We start from the raw sequence: 17,659 nt of genomic DNA on the forward strand, positions 1-17,659 counted from the left end.
CTTTTAATAAATCTTGTTAAAAAGTTACAAAGTACTAGCTACCTATCTAGACAACTACCTTTTCGGGACTCATTAACTCTACTATTTTAACATATTTTATCAAAATTTAGCTTTCTTAGTTGCCTATTACGGTCATTTTTTATTATACTTAGAATATGAAAACGGATTATCTATCAGCCAAAGAAATTAGTCAGGCTACTGGGCTTCAGGTCTCTGTCAATTCCAACAGCCAATCCACCCAATTAGATGCCAAACTAAACCTGAAAAGTGCAGAGCAGCTACCAGTTCTCTACCTTGCTCCCCAACAAGAACAAGCTGTTGGACGTTTTGGTCGTCCTTTTTATACCAATCAAGGTGGCATTTATATGACTTTACACCTCAAACCAAATTGTTCCTACGATGATTTACCAGTCTATACTATGATGACAGCAACCAGTATTGTCAAGGCTATTCAGCGTCTGACTGGGATTGATTGTGGTATCAAATGGGTCAACGACATCTACTACCAAGGTAAAAAAATTGCAGGTATCTTGACCGAAAGTTTATCCTCAGAACAAGATGTGGTAACTGACCTCTTAATTGGAGTCGGAATCAATTTTTTCATTAGTGAATTTCCTTCTGAATTGAACCAAATTGCTCATTCACTTTTCCAAGAAACACCACCCATTAGTCGCAACCAGCTCATCAGTGAGATTTGGCAAATTTTCTTTAATACACCAAAACGCGATTTAATTAGGGTTTATCGTGATAAATCCTTGGTTTTGGATAAAAAAATAAGCTTTACCGACAAAGGTAAAAGCTATGAAGGACTTGTGATTGACATTAGTCAAAAAGGAGAATTAGTGGTTCAACTAACTGATAACAGCCAAAAACGTCTCTCCAGTCACCACATTAGTCTTTCTTCTTGGGAAATGTGAACAGGCTTTCCGTTAATTTTGTCACAAAATAAACCCGTCTAAGATCACGATAGAGCAAAAATCCCCAAAAGGCTGCAATCAAATACTCTCCATTAAATAAGGCTTGATTGAAAAAAATGGTTTCTAAGGCACAAAAAAATGCCACCAACAAAAATTGTAAAATTGTCATAATCCTATTCTAACAAAAAAGTAACTGGAAAACAAAAACCAGTTACTTTTTTACTAGAATTTAACGATAAAAATGGTGCCTTTGGGCTCATTATCTTGAACAGTAATCGTTCCTTTCAACGAATCTACAATTTGCTTAGCCAGAGCCAATCCTAAGCCAAAACCGCCTTGTTGCCTTGTTCTAGCCTTATCGACTCGATAAAAACGATCAAAAATATGCTTTTTATCCTCAGAGCTAATCCCAATTCCTTGATCAGCCACACTCAAATAAAAATGTTTATCTGTTGATTTTACTTCAAAAACAATTTCATCATTTTTATCGGTATATTTCATGGCATTGTCAAAAAGAATCGTCATCAACTGTTTTAATAAGATTCTATCTGAAACAACTTGGTGTTTGACTTGATTATTTACCTTAAACAATTTACCTTGTTCTTCTGCTATCATTTGATAATTAGTAAAAATGTCATTAAAAAAGTCTGATGATAAGGTTTCTAAGTCGGGTTTTATGCCATCATCACGTCGAGCCAAATTAAGTAAATTAGTCGTTAACAATTTCATATTACGAACTTCATCTAGGCTTGACGCGATATTTTCCGTATTATCCATAATACTTGAATTGGGCTTACGAAATAGAGTTTCTAAGCGATTTTGCAGAACTGCTAAAGGCGTACGTAACTCATGACTAGCATTTTCAACAAAGGCTTTTTGTTTTTCATAATTGGCCAAGATTGGACGACGACTCCATTTGGCTAAGTAAACACTGGCTCCCACTGACACTACCCAAAAAGTTATCATGACAATAACAATCATTTTAGCATAGCGATTATTAGCTTCTTCTAACTGATTGGTGTTAATGGCAATCATAGCATAGGCCACTTCAGGATAAATCACGTTCTGCACTGGCACCGTCAAAGTCCTATACTCAAGGGTTTCTCCCAAAATATTGGTTAGGGACACTTTGACAATGCTATCTAAATTTTTCTTGTCCAATTTGACGTATTCAAGACCTGATAAGGTATCAAGTGTATTTAAGATATTACCATCAGAGCTATATAAAATAACATCGGTATTAGCAATCACTTCGCTAGGTGGGATTAACTTAGACTGATCGTCAGCAGTTGTTTTATTATTGTCAGTAATGGCGTTAAAACTATTTTTTATCATGGCCAAGGTCACATAAGACGAAATATCCTTTTGTGCCGTTCTGAGATTGGAATCAACAGTGGTATAGATTCCAAAAGACATGACTTGTAAGATAATGACCGTCATGACCAAAAATATCCCTGTAAAAACACCTAAAAAGTGGAGAAAAAAGGGAAAATTTTCAGATTTGGATAACCCTTTAATTCTACTCAGCATTCTTTAAAATATACCCCACACTCCTTAGTGTTTGTAAATTATTCACAAAATCAGTTCCTTTTAGCTTTTTACGAATTTTGGAAACATAGACTTCAACCACTGAAATGGTGGTATCACTGTCGAATCCCCATATCCGATCAAAAATCTGAGATTTTGGTAAAATGACGTTTTGATTTTGTAGAAAATAAATTAACAAATCAAATTCCTTACCTAATAGTTCGACCTCTTGATTAGCAACTAAAACCGTATTGGTCGTGGTATTCACTTCAAGATCGCCATAATGCAGATTGTTATCCGTTAGTTTTCCAGAACGTTTGAGCAAGGCCTGAATACGCATTTTTAACTCTTCTAAGTAAAAAGGTTTGGTAATATAATCATCTGCTCCTAACTCAAAACCATTAGTTTTATCATCTAGACTTTCTTTGGCTGTCATAATGATAACTGGTGTCAAGACCTCTTTTTCTCTTAACTCTTTTAGCATTTGAAAGCCATCTTTTTCAGGTAACATAAGATCCAATAAAATCAAATCATAAACACCACTTTCAGCCTCGTAAAGACCTTCATCACCGTCAAAAACCTGCATGACATCAGCAAAATCATCCAAAAAATCAAAAACTGAATTGGACAAACTTAAATCATCTTCAACTAATAAAATTTTAATCATGATATCTCCTTCTAATGAGAAGTTTAACAAACTTTTCTTAAGCTAGACTAAAGAGAGAGTTCAGAAGTCAAACTCTCTCTCCTTCTACTAGGCCTTTATGTGAGCTAAAATAGCTTGTTCTAACTCGAGTTTATTTTTAGACACTTGATCAATTCGTGATTGAATTTCACGCATACCCATTTCAATCTCACGAGTTAGGGCCAAGTCAGATAATTCTGGTTCATAAAATGCTTTGAATTCTGCCAAGCGTTCTTCTGACTTAAAGCAAGCCGCAGCAACACTAACAAAATCAGCATAACTCATATCACCAGCAAAGGTTTTCTTCAACCAGTACCAATTTTCTTTTGCCCATGTCCATAAGCGTTCTTGAGCAAAGTTTGACTGCAGTAACGCCAAATACCAGCTCGATAAATCTTGTGGTTTGATGATATCTTTATTGTTTAGAGATGTCACTAACTGATCAAGAGTAGCTTTTGATTGGGTCAAGGCTAGAGCTGCTCGTAATTCGACACGCAATACACCATCACTTGTTTGAACATACTGCTCTAAGTATTGATCCACAAGAGATTGACTTTCAGCTCGTCTTAATTGATTAGACAAAACAGCATGACGAATCCCTGCTGGAATTTCATCCAATTTATCTGTATATTGGTTAAAAACCTCTTGCAAACGAGTCGCAACTTCCGCGTGATTGGCCCATGATAACATGCTCAACATGATATGACGGCTTTTTTCAATAGCGTCATCTTCATCTTTTTGAGCCACTAAACCTAATTGCTCATAACTAGTTTGAAAACTTTTAATAACAAGTTGTTTGAGAGCTTGCTCCGCTTCGGAGCCTTCATCAATGATATTTCTTAAGCTATAGACAAGTCCTTGCAAGGCTGATAGCATAGGATAAGAGCTCTCCTGACTAAAAACAGTCAAAAATGGTAGCAATTGGGTGTAGGAAATCAAGCCACTGGCGGCAAGTAAACGATACTCTTGGATGATTTGCAATTTACTCATCTGATCTAACTCAGCTAAATCAGCCATCAAATCAGTCTGCAACTGCCCATCATAATAGCTAATGAAATGAGCCGTATTACCTAGGTTAAGACGAAAAGCACCTTTGTTTTTGGCTGCTAACTGACTAAAATTAGGAATTTTAAGAACAGCTTTTGACAAGGTGTCTGGAATACCTGACCAGTTACTATTGAGTGGTATATGCCACAGACGACCTTTTGCTTCATGTTGACCAATAAAGAATTGGTTTTGACTAAGGATTAAGGTATCATTTTCTACCTTGGCTGTAACAACTGGAAAACCTGGCTGTTCTAGCCAACTCTCCATAAAGCTAGCTGCATCCTTGTCCGAATGACCAGATAAGGCATTCCACAAATCTTGACCAACCGTATTACCATATTGATGTTGCTCAAAGTAATCTCGCAAACCAGCAACAAAGGCTTCTTCACCCAACCAATGATAAAGCATAAACATTAGACGGCTACCCTTAGAATAAACAATGGCACCATCAAAAATCGTTTGAATTTCATCTGGATGATTGACAGCCACATGAACAGATTGGATACCATCAATGGCATCACGATTAAGAGCAGAGGGAATCTCTTTAATTTTAAAATCATTGCTAATTTGCCAAGTAGGTTCTAGCCTATCAACAGCTAGATTTTCCATCATCATAGCAAAACTTTCATTGAGCCATAAATCATCCCACCAAGTCATTGTCACAAGGTTACCAAACCATTGATGAGCTACTTCATGCGCAATCACTAGTGCAATAAGCTGACGACTCATCAAGGTTGAATTCTCATCTGACAAGAGATAAATTTCACGATAAGTAATCAAGCCCCAATTTTCCATTGCTCCTGCTGAAAAATCAGGCAAAGCAATATGATAACACTGTTTCAATGGATAAGGAACACCAAAGTAGTCTTCATAAAACTCCAAAATTCGCTTGGCAAAATCAAGTGCAAAATTTAACGAAGAGGATTTATGTGCCTTGGTGGCAAAAATGCCAACTTCTACACCACTCTTAGTGGTTGTTAACTTGCTTTGAAGTTCACCAATCGCAAAAGCTAGTAGATAAGTTGACATGCGTGGGGTTGTTTCAAAGCTCCAGATACCTGTTTCTTGACGTTTTTCTATATCAATTTCAGGCATATTGGAGAGAACAACTTCTCCTTGGCCTTGATCAAATTTAATTGATAAACTAAAAGTCGCCTTAGCCGCTGGCTCATCAAGACATGGAAAAACTTGTCTTGCAAAATGGCTTTCAAATTGAGTAGCAAGCACCTCTTTTTTAATCCCATCGATTGTATAATAAGATGGGTACATTCCTGTCATACCATCTGTAATATGACCTGAAAAAGTAAGTTCAAGCTCTTGTTGACCAACTTGCTCCACCTGGAAACGAAGTTCTTCCAAATCGTGATTAACTTCAAATTCCACTTTTTTACCTGATACAAGAACCGTTTCAATCTTCAAATCTTTTTGATGAAATGCAATGGTTTCTTTAATTGCCTGTCCCTTAATCGCAACTCGACCCGAGAAGATTTTATCTTTTCGATTGATATCTAAGAAAATATCATAATGCTCAGGGACAAAACGTTTGACTAAATGCTCAACGGTTTCCATCTTTTTCTCCTTCTTTATATAGACTGAAAGGAAGTAACCATCGTACTTCCTTACTTGTCTTTATTATATCACAATTCAATAATCTTACCAGTTTTCAAATAAACAACCCACTCACACAAGTTTTTAGCATAATCACCAATTCGCTCTAAATACAGCAAGACTTGGAAATACTCTTTACCAGCAAAAATAGTGTCTGGATTTTGACGAATTTCTTCGATAGCTTGACTTTGAATATTACGGAAATAGTTGTCAATATCAGCATCAATTTTTGCGACATCACGAGCCTTATCTGCATCACCTGTGACGTAAGCATCTAGGGCATCTTCTACCATGGCCTTAACGGCACGTCCCATTTTCTTGATTTCTGCTTCAATAGCTGGCAAGTAATTACTTTCCTCTTGCATACGCAAGGTTGCTTTTGCAACTGAAACCGCATGATCACCCATACGCTCCACATCACTTGAAGCCTTCAAAACTGTAATAACATTGCGTAAGTCCTGGGCAATAGGCTGTTGTAAGGCAATAATTTCAAGAGATTTTTTCTCCAATTTAACCTCATAATCATTGACCACATCATCTTCTGCAATGACTTCTTGGGCCAAATCAACATCATGGCTCACAAAAGCACGAACTGTCTTATTGATTTGAGCAAGTACTTCTGTTCCCATCGAATAAAATTGATTGTGTAATTTTTCTAGTTCTTCTTCAAACTGAGTGCGTAACATAGTATTCTCCTTTTTCTAACCAAATTTACCAGTAATATAATCTTCTGTCTCTTGCTTGCTTGGATTAAGGAAGATTTTCTTCGTATCATCGTATTCAACCAAATCACCATTCAAGAAGAAGGCTGTCTTGTCTGAAATTCGACTGGCTTGTTGCATACTATGGGTGACAATAATCTGTGTATAATCTGACTTCAATTCATAAAGGGTTTCCTCAACCTTACTTGAGGAAATCGGATCAAGAGCAGATGTCGGTTCATCTAGTAGGATAATTTTAGGACTGGTTGCTAGTACCCTAGCAATACAAATCCGCTGTTGCTGACCACCTGATAAGCCAAGGGCTGAATCGTGTAAGCGATCCTTAACTTCGTCCCAAATTGACGCTTGTTTGAGTGACGTTTCTACAACTTGATCAAACTTTTGTTTGTCATTTTCACCTTTCAAACGTAAGCCATAAACAACGTTTTCGTAAATCGACATTGGAAACGGATTGGGTTGTTGAAAGACCATGCCAATTTCCTTACGCAAATCAACCGTATCCATCCGTGGACTGTAAATGTTATGTCCCTTATACATAATTGATCCAGTAATGGTAACGCTTGGAATCAAGTCATTCATTCGGTTAATGGAACGCAAAAGTGTTGATTTCCCTGATCCTGATGGACCAATAAAAGCCGTGATCTCATTTGGGAAAATATCCATGGAAATATTGTTTAATGATTTTTTCTTCCCATAGTAAAGGGAAATATCGCTGATATGTAAAATTGGATCTTGCATCTTATCCCCCTTCTATCCAAAACGTCCAGAAACATAGTCATTGGTTGACTGACAGTTTGCATTTTGGAAAATTTTCTTGGTTTGATCATACTCAATCAAATCACCACTATAGAAAAACGCAGTATAATCACTTGAACGAGCTGCTTGTTGCATGTTGTGAGTGACGATGATAATGGTGTAATCTTTTTTCAACTCCATCATGGTTTCTTCGACCTGCATGGTTGAAATCGGATCAAGAGCACTAGCTGGCTCATCCATCAAAAGAATGTCTGGCTTCACTGCTATTGCTCTAGCAATACACAAGCGTTGTTGTTGACCACCTGAAAGTGCCAATGCTGACTTGTGGAGATCGTCCTTAACCTGTTCCCAAAGAGCTGCTTGTTTGAGTGACGTTTCCACCAACTCATCTAAAAATGCCTTGTCTTTGACCCCTGCACGCTCATGAGCGAAAGTGATGTTACGATAAATAGACTTAGCAAAGGGATTTGGGCGTTGGAAAACCATGCCAATTTGTTTTCTCATCTCATAAACGTTGATATCAGGACGATTCACATCTAAGCCCTCATACCAAATTTCTCCTGTCACTCGAGCAATGTCAATGGTATCATTCATTCGATTCAAACTTCTTAAAAAGGTTGACTTTCCTGAACCAGATGGACCAATTAAAGCAGTTATTTTATTTTTTTCAAACTGCATATCCACGCCTTTGATTGACTCTTTTGTCCCATAAAAAACATGTAAATCTTTGGTTTCTAGAGCAACATTATCTTTATCAAAAGTGATGATATGCTTTTCATTCCAATTATATTCGACCATAATTCTCCTCTATTGTGATGTCAATTTGGCATGAAGTTTTCGACCTAGATAACGGGCCGAAAAATTAAAGATAAGGATAAAGAATAATAGGATAACTGCACTTCCCGCAGACACTTGTACTGCATCTGGTAACAGCCCCTCACCATTAACCTTCCAAATATGAACTGCCAAGGTTTCTGCTTGGCGGAAAATAGAAATTGGGCTAGCTACACTTAAAGGATTCCAGTTTGACCAATCAAGTGCTGGAGCTGATTGACCAGCCGTATAGATGAGAGCTGCTGCTTCACCAAAAATACGACCACTCGCTAAGACTACCCCAGTTATGATACCTGGTAGCGCTTCTGGAACAACCACATAAATAATGGTTTCCCAACGAGAAAGTCCCAAAGCCAAGCCTGCTTCACGTTGAGTATGGTGAACAGCTTTCAAACTTTCTTCTACATTTCTGGTCATCATTGGTAGATTGAAAATAGTCAAAGCCATAGCACCTGACAAAATTGAAAAGCCATAATCCATTTGAACAACAAAGACCAAGAAACCAAATAGACCAACCACAACAGACGGTAGCGAACTAAGAATCTCAATGGCATTACGAATCAAGTTTGTGATTGGACCTGCCTTTGTGTATTCAGATAGATAAATACCTGCTCCCAGTGATAAGGGTAAAGAAATCAGAAGTGTAATCACTAAGAGAAAGATACTATTGTAGAGCTGAATCCCAATGCCCCCACCTGCCTTGTAAGCACTTGATTGACCTGTTACAAAAGACCATGAAATATGTGATAAACCACGAACTAGAATATAGCCAATTAAACCTATCAAGATAAGTAAGACAAAGCCGGCAATACCATAGAGAACACCTGTGGCAATTTTATCAGTTTTTTTAGCGTACATAGTTTTTCTTACCTTTCGGACGTGTAATTAGTTTAATCATGCTATTAAAGAACAAGCTCATCAATAAAAGAATTAGGGCTAAACTCCAAAGGGCATCATTACGAACAGTCCCCATAACCGTATTACCAATTCCCATAGTCAAAACAGAAGTCAAGGTTGAAGCCGGACTGATTAAACTGGTTGGCATCAGTGCCGCATTTCCTACTACCATTTGAATAGCCAAGGCTTCTCCGAAAGCACGCGCCATGCCAAAAACACTTGCTGTTAAAATCCCTGGCTTAGCTGCCTGTAAAATGACACGAGAAATTGTTTGCCAACGAGTTGCTCCTAAAGCCAAACTCGCCTCTTTATAGTGACGTGGAACTGCTTTTAGTGAATCAACCGTCATTGAAGTGACTGTTGGCAAAATCATGATAAAGAGTACAAAGACACCTGACAGGATACCAAATCCTGAACCGCCAAATACCGAACGAACGGCAGGCACAACCACCGTTAAACCGATAAAACCATAAACAACCGACGGAATACCGACCAAAAGTTCGATAGCTGGTTGCATGATTTTTGCCCCTCGCTTAGGTGAGATTTCTGTCATAAAGAGAGCCACTCCAATCGCAAATGGGGTCGCCAACAAGGCTGACAAGAAAGTGACAAAGAAAGAGCCTAAAATCATAGGTAAAGCTCCCAAGATCGGCAAACCATCTGGACCTGTTTGCGACGGATTCCAATCTGTACCAAATAGGAAGCTAATGGGATTGACACCATCCTTGATAAAAGTTGCTAAACCTTTTTGAGCGACAAAAAGGAGAATCATAGCAACCACAAAAACAATTAAAAGGAGGCAGAAAAAGGTAATGGTCTTACCAAACTTCTCCAGTTTGGAATTTTTTGAAGTTGATAATAAACGTTTTGAAATTTCATTAGACATTTTATTTCTCCGTTACGACACCTTTGGCATCTTTTTTCACTTTCATATCGTTAATGGAAATGTAACCCATATCCTTAATCACTGTATTTTGAACTTCTTCACTCATCATGTAGTCCAAAAATTCCTTCGTTAAGGCTGTTGGTTGCCCTTTGGTGTACATGTGTTCATAAGACCAAATTGGCCAATTATTGACTTGAACATTTTCTGAAGTTGGTTCATAACCATTTAACTTAATCTTTTTAACAGTATCATCTGTATAAGAGAAAGCTAAATACGAGATTGCTCCAGGCGTCTGAGCTACAATACTACGCACCATACCATTTGAGTCCAACTCTTGTGCTTTAAGAGGTTGGGCATCTTTCATGATTGTTGCATCAAAAGACGCTCGACTACCAGAACCAGAAGCACGGTTGATAACCGTAATCGGCAAATTTTGACCTCCAACTTCTTTCCAGTTCTTAATTTGACCTGTAAAAATTTGTTTAAGTTGTTCAACAGTCAGATTGTCAACAGTAATAGCTTTGTTAACAATTGGCACTATTCCAACAACCGCTACTTGATGATCCACCAGTGCAGCTGCGTCAATTCCTGACTTTTCCTCAGCAAAAAGGTCGCTATTCCCAATATCTACTGCACCCGATTGAACTTGTGATAAACCTGTGCCAGACCCACCACCTTGGACATTGATGTATTTACCAATATTATTTTTAGAGAATTCATCAGAAACAGCCTCAACTAGAGGTTGTAAGGCCGTTGAGCCTACAGCAGTTGTTGATTGACCTTTATCAATCCACTTAGAACACGCCGCTAGACTAAACGTTGATAGAACAATCAACGCTGTAAATGCCAATTTAAGTTGTTTTTTCATTTCTTTTTCCTTTATACCTGAAATCTTAATCCCTTAGGATAATAATTTTTAATCACTTGACCAACGACCTTAACAAAGCCCAAACCATTACCTCCCACTAACAGTTGATACCAGCCTGTTGACAAAGGTTCTTGCAAAGTCACTGTTTGCCCTGACACATATTTGTTGAAATCTGTTTCACTAATAGTTACTGTTTGTTTGACTTCATCCGAACTTAGAGCCATCCCCAATGCAAACGATGGTTCAAAGCGATTTTTCTTAAACGTTCCTAGATGTAAACCGTTGCGTGCAATTTTTAAGGAAGATAAATCAGGCAACTCTTGAGGTAACAGATATAATTGATCACCAAAAACCTGCAACATGCCACTTAAATCCACCTTTAAATGTTCTTTGGCAAACTCTTGCCAATAGGCTTTTTGTCCCTTAGTCAAATTAGAGTGACCTGATTTAATACGGATTGATGCTGGTAGTCTTTGATCTTGAAAGTGAGCAACAAATTGTCCTTCACCATCAAACTGATGTGGATACATTCGAGCCGTTTGTGGCAAATCAATGCCTTCAACCATACCATTTAATTTAGGCACATCAAGCAAAGTAAGTTCTGGGTATTCTTGTAAAAGCCAACTAACCACGCCCTCATTTTCTTCGGGAGCCCACGTACAAGTTGAATACACCAATCGCCCACCTGGAGCTAGCATAGTCAGAGTATCTTGTAAAATGGATTTTTGTAAGTCTGCACATTGGTTAGGATAATCAACTGTCCAATATTGAATGGCTTCTGGATCTTTCCGAAACATACCTTCACCAGAACAAGGCCCATCAAAAACAATCAAATCAAAATAATTAGGGAAGACCTTGGCTAGACGGTCGGCACTTTCATTAAGCACCACAACATTTCTTGCTCCAAAACGTTCTATATTTTCAACCAATACTTGACTTCTTTTTTTAGAAATATCGTTACTAACTAAAATGCCTTGATTACCAAGATAAGATAACAAGTGAGTTGATTTCCCGCCTGGTGCAGCCGACAAATCCAACACGCGCATTCCAGGTTCTGGTTTTGCTACCTGTCCAACCATTTGAGCTGCTGGTTCTTGCGAATAAATCAAACCTGTCACATGTTCAGGAGATTTGCCACTAATCTTACCATAGTAGCCCCATTCTGTATTAGGAATGGCCTGAGGAAAATCAACCCTCTGTTTTTTCAAGGGATTTATGCGAAAGGCAGAGCGAGCAGGTTGATCAAAGCTAGCAAAAAAGGCGTCTGCTTCTTCTCCTAAAAGCTCACGATACTTATCAATAAAGGCCTGTGGTAATATCGTTTTCATACTTTTATTATACTATAAGAAAGGGGTTTCTGGCAAAAAAATTCCGTAAGTCGCTTATCTAATGCCCGATAAATAAGCCAAAATTTCCTCTTGCTTAACTTTTGGGATAAACATCACTTCTTGTCGGGTTTTAAAATCTGGCTCTTGACCAGATAAGGTCAACAAGCAATACCCCAACTTTTCTCCCATTATCTTGGCAGGTAAATAGTCCCAAACTTGAATATTGGAAATGTAACCAGACAAACGTCCTGACAACACATAGGATAAACTGATACCTGCCCCACCATACATACGAACACCCAAGGTTTGATTGAGAAAATCAGTTAAGTGAGCAACATTATCTCGATACATTTGACTATTGCAGGCAAAAAGAGAGCGTGTTAAGGGTTTATCTTGATAAGGCAATAACTTGTCTTCATTGCAATAAACCTCAAACTCTCCACCACCATGATATAGCTTGTCAGCCATGACTTGATAAATCAAACCAAATTGTGCTTGACCCTTGTGATAATGAGCTAGAAGAATACAAAAATCATCTTTTTGAACAATAAAATTGGTCGTTCCATCAATGGGATCAAGAATCCAAACCGTTCCTGTCATCAAATCATGGTAAAGATTTTTCTCTTCTGCCAAAATAGCATCTGTTGGGTAGTGGGTCTTGATCTGTTCAACTAAAAAATCCTGTATTGCTAGGTCTAAGTTCGTGACTAAATCAGCAAATCCTGATTTTTCCTCAACAATCAACTCCTCTGATAGACGTTGCCTTAATAACTGACCTGCTTGACGAATCAGTTGACAAGCAAAACTGTACTTATTTTCCAAGCGACAATCTACCTTTCTCAAGATTTTTAGCTTCTTGAACAGCCCGATAAGTTGAATAACCACTATTTTTTTCAAACTCACGATCTAGCTGTTTTTCTTGTGCCTTACTAGGAACGACCTGCTTAAAGGCTTGATAAGCTTCCAGTAAGTTTTCAACTGTAACATTCCCCTCATAGGCTTGTTCAACTAAACCTAAAAAATGAAGCACAGCAGTCAACTCGCTAGTGCTCCAAGATACATCAATCGGATAGCTATAATTTTTCATGAGTTAGCTCCCTCCTATTTCCGCACGAATAGTTGCCTGTCTTAATTCATGCTTACGGTAATCTCTTGATAAGAAGGCACGAATCTCATCTTCATTGAAACCAATCTGCATGCGTTTACTATCCATGATAATTGGACGACGCAATAGACTTGGATTCTCGGCAATCAAAGTTAGTAATTCTGTAATAGACATCTCCTCAACATCAATATTCAAACGTTGAAAAATCTTCGATCGTGTTGAAATAATATCTTCTGTTCCATTTTCTGTTAAAGATAAAATTTTAATCAATTCTTCACGACTCAAAGGACTTGTCATAATATTATGTTCTACAAAGGAGACATCATGTTTCATCAACCAAGCTCTAGCCTTACGACAACTAGTACAACTAGGAGATAAAAATAAGGTTATCATTCGATATACTCCTATAAAATAATGATTCTAGAAATTCTAAGCCCTTTCATTATATCAAATTTAACCTTAAATAGCTAGCTTTTTCCAATTTTTAGCGATTTTTTGATCGGCTTCTAGTTGACAAATCAACTCTTCAATACCAGAAAATTTTTCCATTTCTCGAATTTTATCCAACCAAAAAATTTCAATGGTTTCACCATAAATCTCGCCAGTAAAATCAAACAGGTGTGATTCAATTCGTAAGTCGTTACCACCAAAAGTCACATTTTTGCCAATGCTGGTCATGGCACGATAGACTTGATTTTTCACACGCACTTCGGTGACATAAACCCCGTCGCTTGGTAAATGAACTTGATCTAGTAAGGCAATATTGGCTGTTGGAAAACCAATGGTTCTGCCCCTAGCATCCCCATGCACAACTAACCCTCTAATCGAATAGTCATAACCAAGCAAACGATTGACTTGTTGGATTTGACCTTGGGCTAATAGCTGACGAATTCTAGTCGAACTAATTTTTTGATCGCTATCTTGGACTTCTGGTACTTCAATCACTTGACATTGACTTTGACTGGCTAGGTAACTAGCTGTTTTACCATCAGAACCAAACTTATAATCAAAGCCAACCACAATGGTATGAGGGTTTAGAGCTTTCAGATAAGTCGCCATAAAATCCTTGGCCTTTAAGCTAGCAAAGTCACTCGTAAAGGGCAACAAGTACAAGTCATCAACACCATACTCCGCAAACTTGGCATAGCGTTTGGTTGGGTAACTGATATGGCGAAGCAAGTCAGGATGAAACTTAGCAAAGGCTAATTGTGGACTTTCTGGAAATGTTAGGACAACCACTTTTAGTCCTTTGTCCTTGGCAACTGTTTTTGCCTCATCAAAAAGGGCCTTATGCCCTAAATGGAGGCCGTCAAAATAGCCTAAAACCAAAATCGTTTCTTCATTTTCTTGAATTTGATGGTAATTAGTTATTTCATGAATTTTCATTGTTTAATACTTTTCTAGGTTTATAAAATTGCTCACGCTGCTCAAGAATGGCTACTAGCTGGTCTTGATAAAAAGCGGCGACTAGTTGTTCTTGACAATCAAGCGTGATAAAACGACCGTAGCCAACTTCTTCTTTTTGGTCAAAAGTCAAATCAACCCTTGGTAAGCCCATTACCCCATGTTCAATAGGCAGTAAAAAAGAGAGGTCATCCTTGACTAATTTGTCTTCAATCTCTGACAGGGTTAAGGCTCGGTCTAAGGTTAGTCCCGCTGAAGCCGTGCGTTCTAAATAAGACATGTGACTGGGATAGCCTAATTTAGCTCCCAAATCAACTGCCAAGGTGCGAACATAAGTCCCCTTACTACATGCCACACGAAAATGAAAACGACACAAGCCTTGTTCAAAGATTAAATCACTGGTACGTTGGAAATCAATGATCTGCACCTGACGACTAGGACGTTGAACACTCTCACCAGCTCTAGCATATTCATAAAGTTTACGACCATTGACTTTAACTGCTGAATACATTGGTGGAACCTGAATAATCTCACCAATGAAACCTGCCATAGCTTGATCAATCTGCTCTGCCTTTAAGGCATCATTCACCGCTAGATAATCAACGCGTTCCCCACTAGCATCTTCTGTAGTGGTTGAAAAGCCCAAAGTAATCTCTCCCTCATAAACCTTACCACTATCTGTCATGTATTCAATAACCCTTGTTGCCTTACCAACAGCAATAGGAAGGACACCAACCACATCAGGATCCAAGGTTCCCCCATGACCAATTTTTTTCTCTCGGAGAATCTTTCTCAGTTTAAATACTGCATCATGACTGGTCATGCCTGCCTCTTTTTTTAGATTGATAATTCCGTTCATCATAACTGCTATTATATCACAAAAAAAAAGGAGGGAAAAGCACTCCTCCTTATGAATAACTTATTCTTTTAATTCAGCAAATTTTGCTCTCATCGTTGGATTTTTCCGTGTCAATTTTTGCACCGAAACATCTTCTAATTTATTATTAGCTAGACGTAATTGATTTTCGCTGGTTGTCAAAGCTGCCTTAACAGCTTCCATACGCTTGATTGATTTATCAATCTCCTCAATCGCTTTTTTGAAATTCTTACTCGCACTCTGATAATTTTTAGCAAATGCCATCTTAAAGGCATCTAAATCCTCCTCAAAATGAGTAATATCAATATTTTGTTCACGAATGATGGCTAATTCCTGTTTGTATTTCAGAGCATCCATAGCTGCATTACGCAGCAAACCAATCAACTGAATAAAGAATTGTGGACGCACCACATACATCTTTTTATATTCATGACTGACGTCAACAATACCGATATTATAATAATCATTGTCAGCCTCTAACATACTGACTAAGACAGCATACTCACAACCTTTTTCTCGTCTATCCTTATCTAATTTTTTAAAGAAATCCTTATTTTTATGCTTAGTCTTGGTCGTATCTGCTTCATTTTTCATCTCAAACATAATTGAGAGAATCTCAACCCCATGCTCATCCACTTCTCGGTAGATGTAATCTCCCTTAGAACCACTATCTGATACCTGATTATCTTTTATAAACGTCGCGTTAGGAAAGGCCAAGTGACGAATCTCATTGAACTTGTTTTCTGCGTAATGTTCTAAACTTTCGCCAAGAGCCTTGGTTGATTGTTGAGCCTTGAAATTCTTGTAAAATTCCACCTGCTCATTAGCTGCTTGCAGGTCACGCTCATAATCGCCCTGTAGCTTAGCCAAGGATAGCTCCTGTTCCTTTTCTTTTAATAATAATTGATTGGCTAGGGCTTCTAGTTGCCTATCTTTGTCAGCTACAGTTTTAGCGAGTTCTGAAGCGTTTTTTTCAGCTAAATTCTCTAACTTCATCGTAAGTTGATCCCGCTCTCTTTCAACTTGAGCGAGACTGGCTTGTAATTTTACTTGATTTTCTAACTCCAACGTTTCAAGTTTTTTAGTCAGTACTTCTAGCTGCCTATCCTTATCAGCTTCAGTCTTAGCAAGCTCTGCCGCATTTTTTTCCGTTAAACGTTCCAAGTTCAAGGTCAGTTGTGAAATTTCATGGTCTTTTTTCATCAATTCTTGCTGCGATTGATTATTGAGTTTTTCCTCAACCAAACCAATCTCACGGTGCAAGCGTTCTTGAATTTCTTTGTCAAATTCCTGACCACGAACTTGATTCAAAAGTTTTTGATAGTCATTTTCATTAACCGTAAAAGTCGTTTCACAATGTGGACAAATAATCTGATTCATGTTTTCTCCTTTATGATGATTCTTCATTTTCATTTTAACATATTTTGAGCCAAGCACTTGAAATTTGAGGTTTAACTAGGCTATAATAGTGACATTATGTTTTATTTTTGAAAGGATTTTTTATGTCATATAGACAACGTTATCGCAGCCTCTTAGCTGCTTTGGGCATTTTAGGCGTCAGCCTACAAATCGCTAAGGACGGTTGGGGAATGCTCCTTTATTACACGGTGCTTTCTAATATACTCGTTTTTAGTTTTCTCATTTTTATAGTTCTACTAGAAAGCAAACGTCACACTCTTAACCAAGACCGACTCCTACGCCTCAAAGGTGGGGTCACTATGGCTATTACCATTACTTTTGTCATCTATCATTTTTTACTGGCTCCATTGGTCAAACCCGAGGATTTTTGGAATATCCGTAACTTCCTAGTTCACTATATTATTCCCATCGGCATGATTTTAGACACCCTTATCTTGGATAAAAAGAATAGCTATCGCATTTTTGATCCATTTCGTTGGACAATCGTTCCTTTACTCTATAGCTTCTTTGCCCTTTTTAACGGCTTAGTGACTAAACTACCTATTCCTGGTGCTACTGACAGTCCTTTTCCTTATTTCTTTATCAATGTCAGTAAGTATGGTTGGACGAGTGTCTTAACAAATTCATTAGCCATTTTTATTGGATACCTTTTATTTGGTTATGGCTTACTGTTACTTAAAAAATTTATCGGAAAAAAATAACAACCTAGGCTCTTTATCTTATGATGATAAAGGGTTTTATTTCTCACTAAAAAACCACCTATCTTACGATAGGTGGTT

Annotated in this window: 18 protein-coding genes and 1 pseudogene; 2 read left to right on the top strand and 17 right to left on the bottom strand. The window is 37.9% G+C overall.

From position 1 onward, the window contains the following. Positions 1-155 precede the first annotated feature (155 nt). Positions 156-917, top strand: coding sequence for a biotin--[acetyl-CoA-carboxylase] ligase (locus FRX52_RS02200; protein ID WP_146495477.1), 762 nt, complete (start codon positions 156-158; stop codon positions 915-917). Here FRX52_RS02200 and FRX52_RS02205 read toward each other — a convergent pair. The 17 genes and pseudogenes from FRX52_RS02205 to FRX52_RS02285 all read right to left on the bottom strand — a co-directional run. Beyond that, the gene (locus FRX52_RS02205) at positions 892-1,086 is read right to left on the bottom strand and encodes a DUF3272 family protein (RefSeq protein ID WP_146460607.1); all 195 of its coding nucleotides are present in this window, start codon (positions 1,084-1,086) and stop codon (positions 892-894) included. The two genes, FRX52_RS02200 and FRX52_RS02205, sit on opposite strands and share 26 nt — an antisense overlap. 53 nt (positions 1,087-1,139) lie before the next feature. After that, entirely contained in the window at positions 1,140-2,447 is a 1,308-nt protein-coding gene (locus FRX52_RS02210) for a cell wall metabolism sensor histidine kinase WalK (protein WP_146495479.1), read from the bottom strand. Next, positions 2,437-3,111: a response regulator transcription factor gene (locus tag FRX52_RS02215; RefSeq protein WP_146538346.1), complete on the bottom strand. Its 675-nt coding sequence runs from the start codon at positions 3,109-3,111 to the stop codon at positions 2,437-2,439. The genes FRX52_RS02210 and FRX52_RS02215 overlap by 11 nt, the downstream gene beginning before the upstream one ends. Before the next feature lie 87 nt (positions 3,112-3,198). Further along, positions 3,199-5,745, bottom strand: a complete 2,547-nt coding sequence (locus FRX52_RS02220) for a M1 family metallopeptidase (protein WP_146538347.1) — start codon at positions 5,743-5,745, stop codon at positions 3,199-3,201. 68 nt (positions 5,746-5,813) lie between these two features. Beyond that, a complete protein-coding gene (gene phoU, locus FRX52_RS02225; RefSeq protein ID WP_146460616.1) occupies positions 5,814-6,470 on the bottom strand; it encodes a phosphate signaling complex protein PhoU in 657 nt (218 codons plus the stop codon). Positions 6,471-6,485: 15 nt separating this feature from the next. Continuing rightward, positions 6,486-7,244, bottom strand: a complete 759-nt coding sequence (gene pstB, locus FRX52_RS02230) for a phosphate ABC transporter ATP-binding protein PstB (protein ID WP_146460618.1) — start codon at positions 7,242-7,244, stop codon at positions 6,486-6,488. Between the two features lie 12 nt (positions 7,245-7,256). Beyond that, entirely contained in the window at positions 7,257-8,060 is an 804-nt protein-coding gene (gene pstB, locus FRX52_RS02235; protein ID WP_146495488.1) for a phosphate ABC transporter ATP-binding protein PstB, read from the bottom strand. 9 nt (positions 8,061-8,069) lie between these two features. After that, positions 8,070-8,954 (bottom strand): phosphate ABC transporter permease PstA, encoded by an 885-nt coding sequence (gene pstA / locus FRX52_RS02240; protein ID WP_146538348.1) that lies wholly within the window; start codon positions 8,952-8,954, stop codon positions 8,070-8,072. Next, complete coding sequence (pstC, locus tag FRX52_RS02245) at positions 8,944-9,879, bottom strand: phosphate ABC transporter permease subunit PstC (RefSeq protein ID WP_146460625.1); 936 nt, start codon at positions 9,877-9,879, stop codon at positions 8,944-8,946. Before pstC ends, pstA begins: the two co-directional genes overlap by 11 nt. Before the next feature lies 1 nt (position 9,880). Next, complete coding sequence (locus tag FRX52_RS02250; protein WP_146538349.1) at positions 9,881-10,747, bottom strand: phosphate ABC transporter substrate-binding protein PstS family protein; 867 nt, start codon at positions 10,745-10,747, stop codon at positions 9,881-9,883. 11 nt (positions 10,748-10,758) lie between these two features. Beyond that, on the bottom strand, positions 10,759-12,075 hold the full coding sequence (locus tag FRX52_RS02255) for an RsmF rRNA methyltransferase first C-terminal domain-containing protein (RefSeq protein ID WP_146538350.1): 1,317 nt from the start codon (positions 12,073-12,075) through the stop codon (positions 10,759-10,761). Between the two features lie 54 nt (positions 12,076-12,129). Further along, a complete protein-coding gene (locus tag FRX52_RS02260; RefSeq protein ID WP_146538351.1) occupies positions 12,130-12,897 on the bottom strand; it encodes an inositol monophosphatase family protein in 768 nt (255 codons plus the stop codon). Next, positions 12,887-13,162: a UPF0223 family protein gene (locus FRX52_RS02265; RefSeq protein WP_146538352.1), complete on the bottom strand. Its 276-nt coding sequence runs from the start codon at positions 13,160-13,162 to the stop codon at positions 12,887-12,889. The genes FRX52_RS02260 and FRX52_RS02265 overlap by 11 nt, the downstream gene beginning before the upstream one ends. 3 nt (positions 13,163-13,165) lie before the next feature. Next, positions 13,166-13,573, bottom strand: coding sequence for a Spx/MgsR family RNA polymerase-binding regulatory protein (locus FRX52_RS02270; RefSeq protein WP_146460635.1), 408 nt, complete (start codon positions 13,571-13,573; stop codon positions 13,166-13,168). Between the two features lie 66 nt (positions 13,574-13,639). Continuing rightward, complete coding sequence (locus FRX52_RS02275) at positions 13,640-14,566, bottom strand: bifunctional riboflavin kinase/FAD synthetase (protein WP_146538353.1); 927 nt, start codon at positions 14,564-14,566, stop codon at positions 13,640-13,642. Beyond that, complete coding sequence (gene truB, locus FRX52_RS02280) at positions 14,553-15,446, bottom strand: tRNA pseudouridine(55) synthase TruB (RefSeq protein WP_146538354.1); 894 nt, start codon at positions 15,444-15,446, stop codon at positions 14,553-14,555. The genes FRX52_RS02275 and truB overlap by 14 nt, the downstream gene beginning before the upstream one ends. Positions 15,447-15,503: 57 nt before the next feature. Continuing rightward, positions 15,504-16,373 (bottom strand): annotated as a pseudogene (locus FRX52_RS02285) (DUF2130 domain-containing protein); the annotation flags it as partial. Positions 16,374-16,963: 590 nt separating this feature from the next. Here FRX52_RS02285 and FRX52_RS02290 point away from each other — a divergent pair. Next, positions 16,964-17,581, top strand: coding sequence for a Pr6Pr family membrane protein (locus FRX52_RS02290; RefSeq protein ID WP_146538356.1), 618 nt, complete (start codon positions 16,964-16,966; stop codon positions 17,579-17,581). The last annotated feature ends 78 nt before the right edge of the window (positions 17,582-17,659 follow it).

Source organism: Streptococcus sp. sy018 (genome assembly GCF_007859185.1).
In the GTDB taxonomy this organism is placed as follows: domain Bacteria; phylum Bacillota; class Bacilli; order Lactobacillales; family Streptococcaceae; genus Streptococcus.

Bases quoted from the DNA above. Each gene is read 5' to 3' on its own strand.
- FRX52_RS02200 (WP_146495477.1), top strand. From the start codon at position 156: ATGAAAACGGATTATCTATCAGCCAAAGAAATTAGTCAGGCTACTGGG.
- FRX52_RS02220 (WP_146538347.1), bottom strand. From the start codon at position 5,745: ATGGAAACCGTTGAGCATTTAGTCAAACGTTTTGTCCCTGAGCATTAT.
- pstA (WP_146538348.1), bottom strand. From the start codon at position 8,954: ATGTACGCTAAAAAAACTGATAAAATTGCCACAGGTGTTCTCTATGGT.
- FRX52_RS02210 (WP_146495479.1), bottom strand. From the start codon at position 2,447: ATGCTGAGTAGAATTAAAGGGTTATCCAAATCTGAAAATTTTCCCTTT.
- FRX52_RS02270 (WP_146460635.1), bottom strand. From the start codon at position 13,573: ATGATAACCTTATTTTTATCTCCTAGTTGTACTAGTTGTCGTAAGGCT.
- FRX52_RS02250 (WP_146538349.1), bottom strand. From the start codon at position 10,747: ATGAAAAAACAACTTAAATTGGCATTTACAGCGTTGATTGTTCTATCA.
- pstB (WP_146495488.1), bottom strand. From the start codon at position 8,060: ATGGTCGAATATAATTGGAATGAAAAGCATATCATCACTTTTGATAAA.
- FRX52_RS02290 (WP_146538356.1), top strand. From the start codon at position 16,964: ATGTCATATAGACAACGTTATCGCAGCCTCTTAGCTGCTTTGGGCATT.
- FRX52_RS02255 (WP_146538350.1), bottom strand. From the start codon at position 12,075: ATGAAAACGATATTACCACAGGCCTTTATTGATAAGTATCGTGAGCTT.
- phoU (WP_146460616.1), bottom strand. From the start codon at position 6,470: ATGTTACGCACTCAGTTTGAAGAAGAACTAGAAAAATTACACAATCAA.
- pstB (WP_146460618.1), bottom strand. From the start codon at position 7,244: ATGCAAGATCCAATTTTACATATCAGCGATATTTCCCTTTACTATGGG.
- pstC (WP_146460625.1), bottom strand. From the start codon at position 9,879: ATGTCTAATGAAATTTCAAAACGTTTATTATCAACTTCAAAAAATTCC.
- FRX52_RS02265 (WP_146538352.1), bottom strand. From the start codon at position 13,162: ATGAAAAATTATAGCTATCCGATTGATGTATCTTGGAGCACTAGCGAG.
- truB (WP_146538354.1), bottom strand. From the start codon at position 15,446: ATGATGAACGGAATTATCAATCTAAAAAAAGAGGCAGGCATGACCAGT.
- FRX52_RS02275 (WP_146538353.1), bottom strand. From the start codon at position 14,566: ATGAAAATTCATGAAATAACTAATTACCATCAAATTCAAGAAAATGAA.
- FRX52_RS02205 (WP_146460607.1), bottom strand. From the start codon at position 1,086: ATGACAATTTTACAATTTTTGTTGGTGGCATTTTTTTGTGCCTTAGAA.
- FRX52_RS02215 (WP_146538346.1), bottom strand. From the start codon at position 3,111: ATGATTAAAATTTTATTAGTTGAAGATGATTTAAGTTTGTCCAATTCA.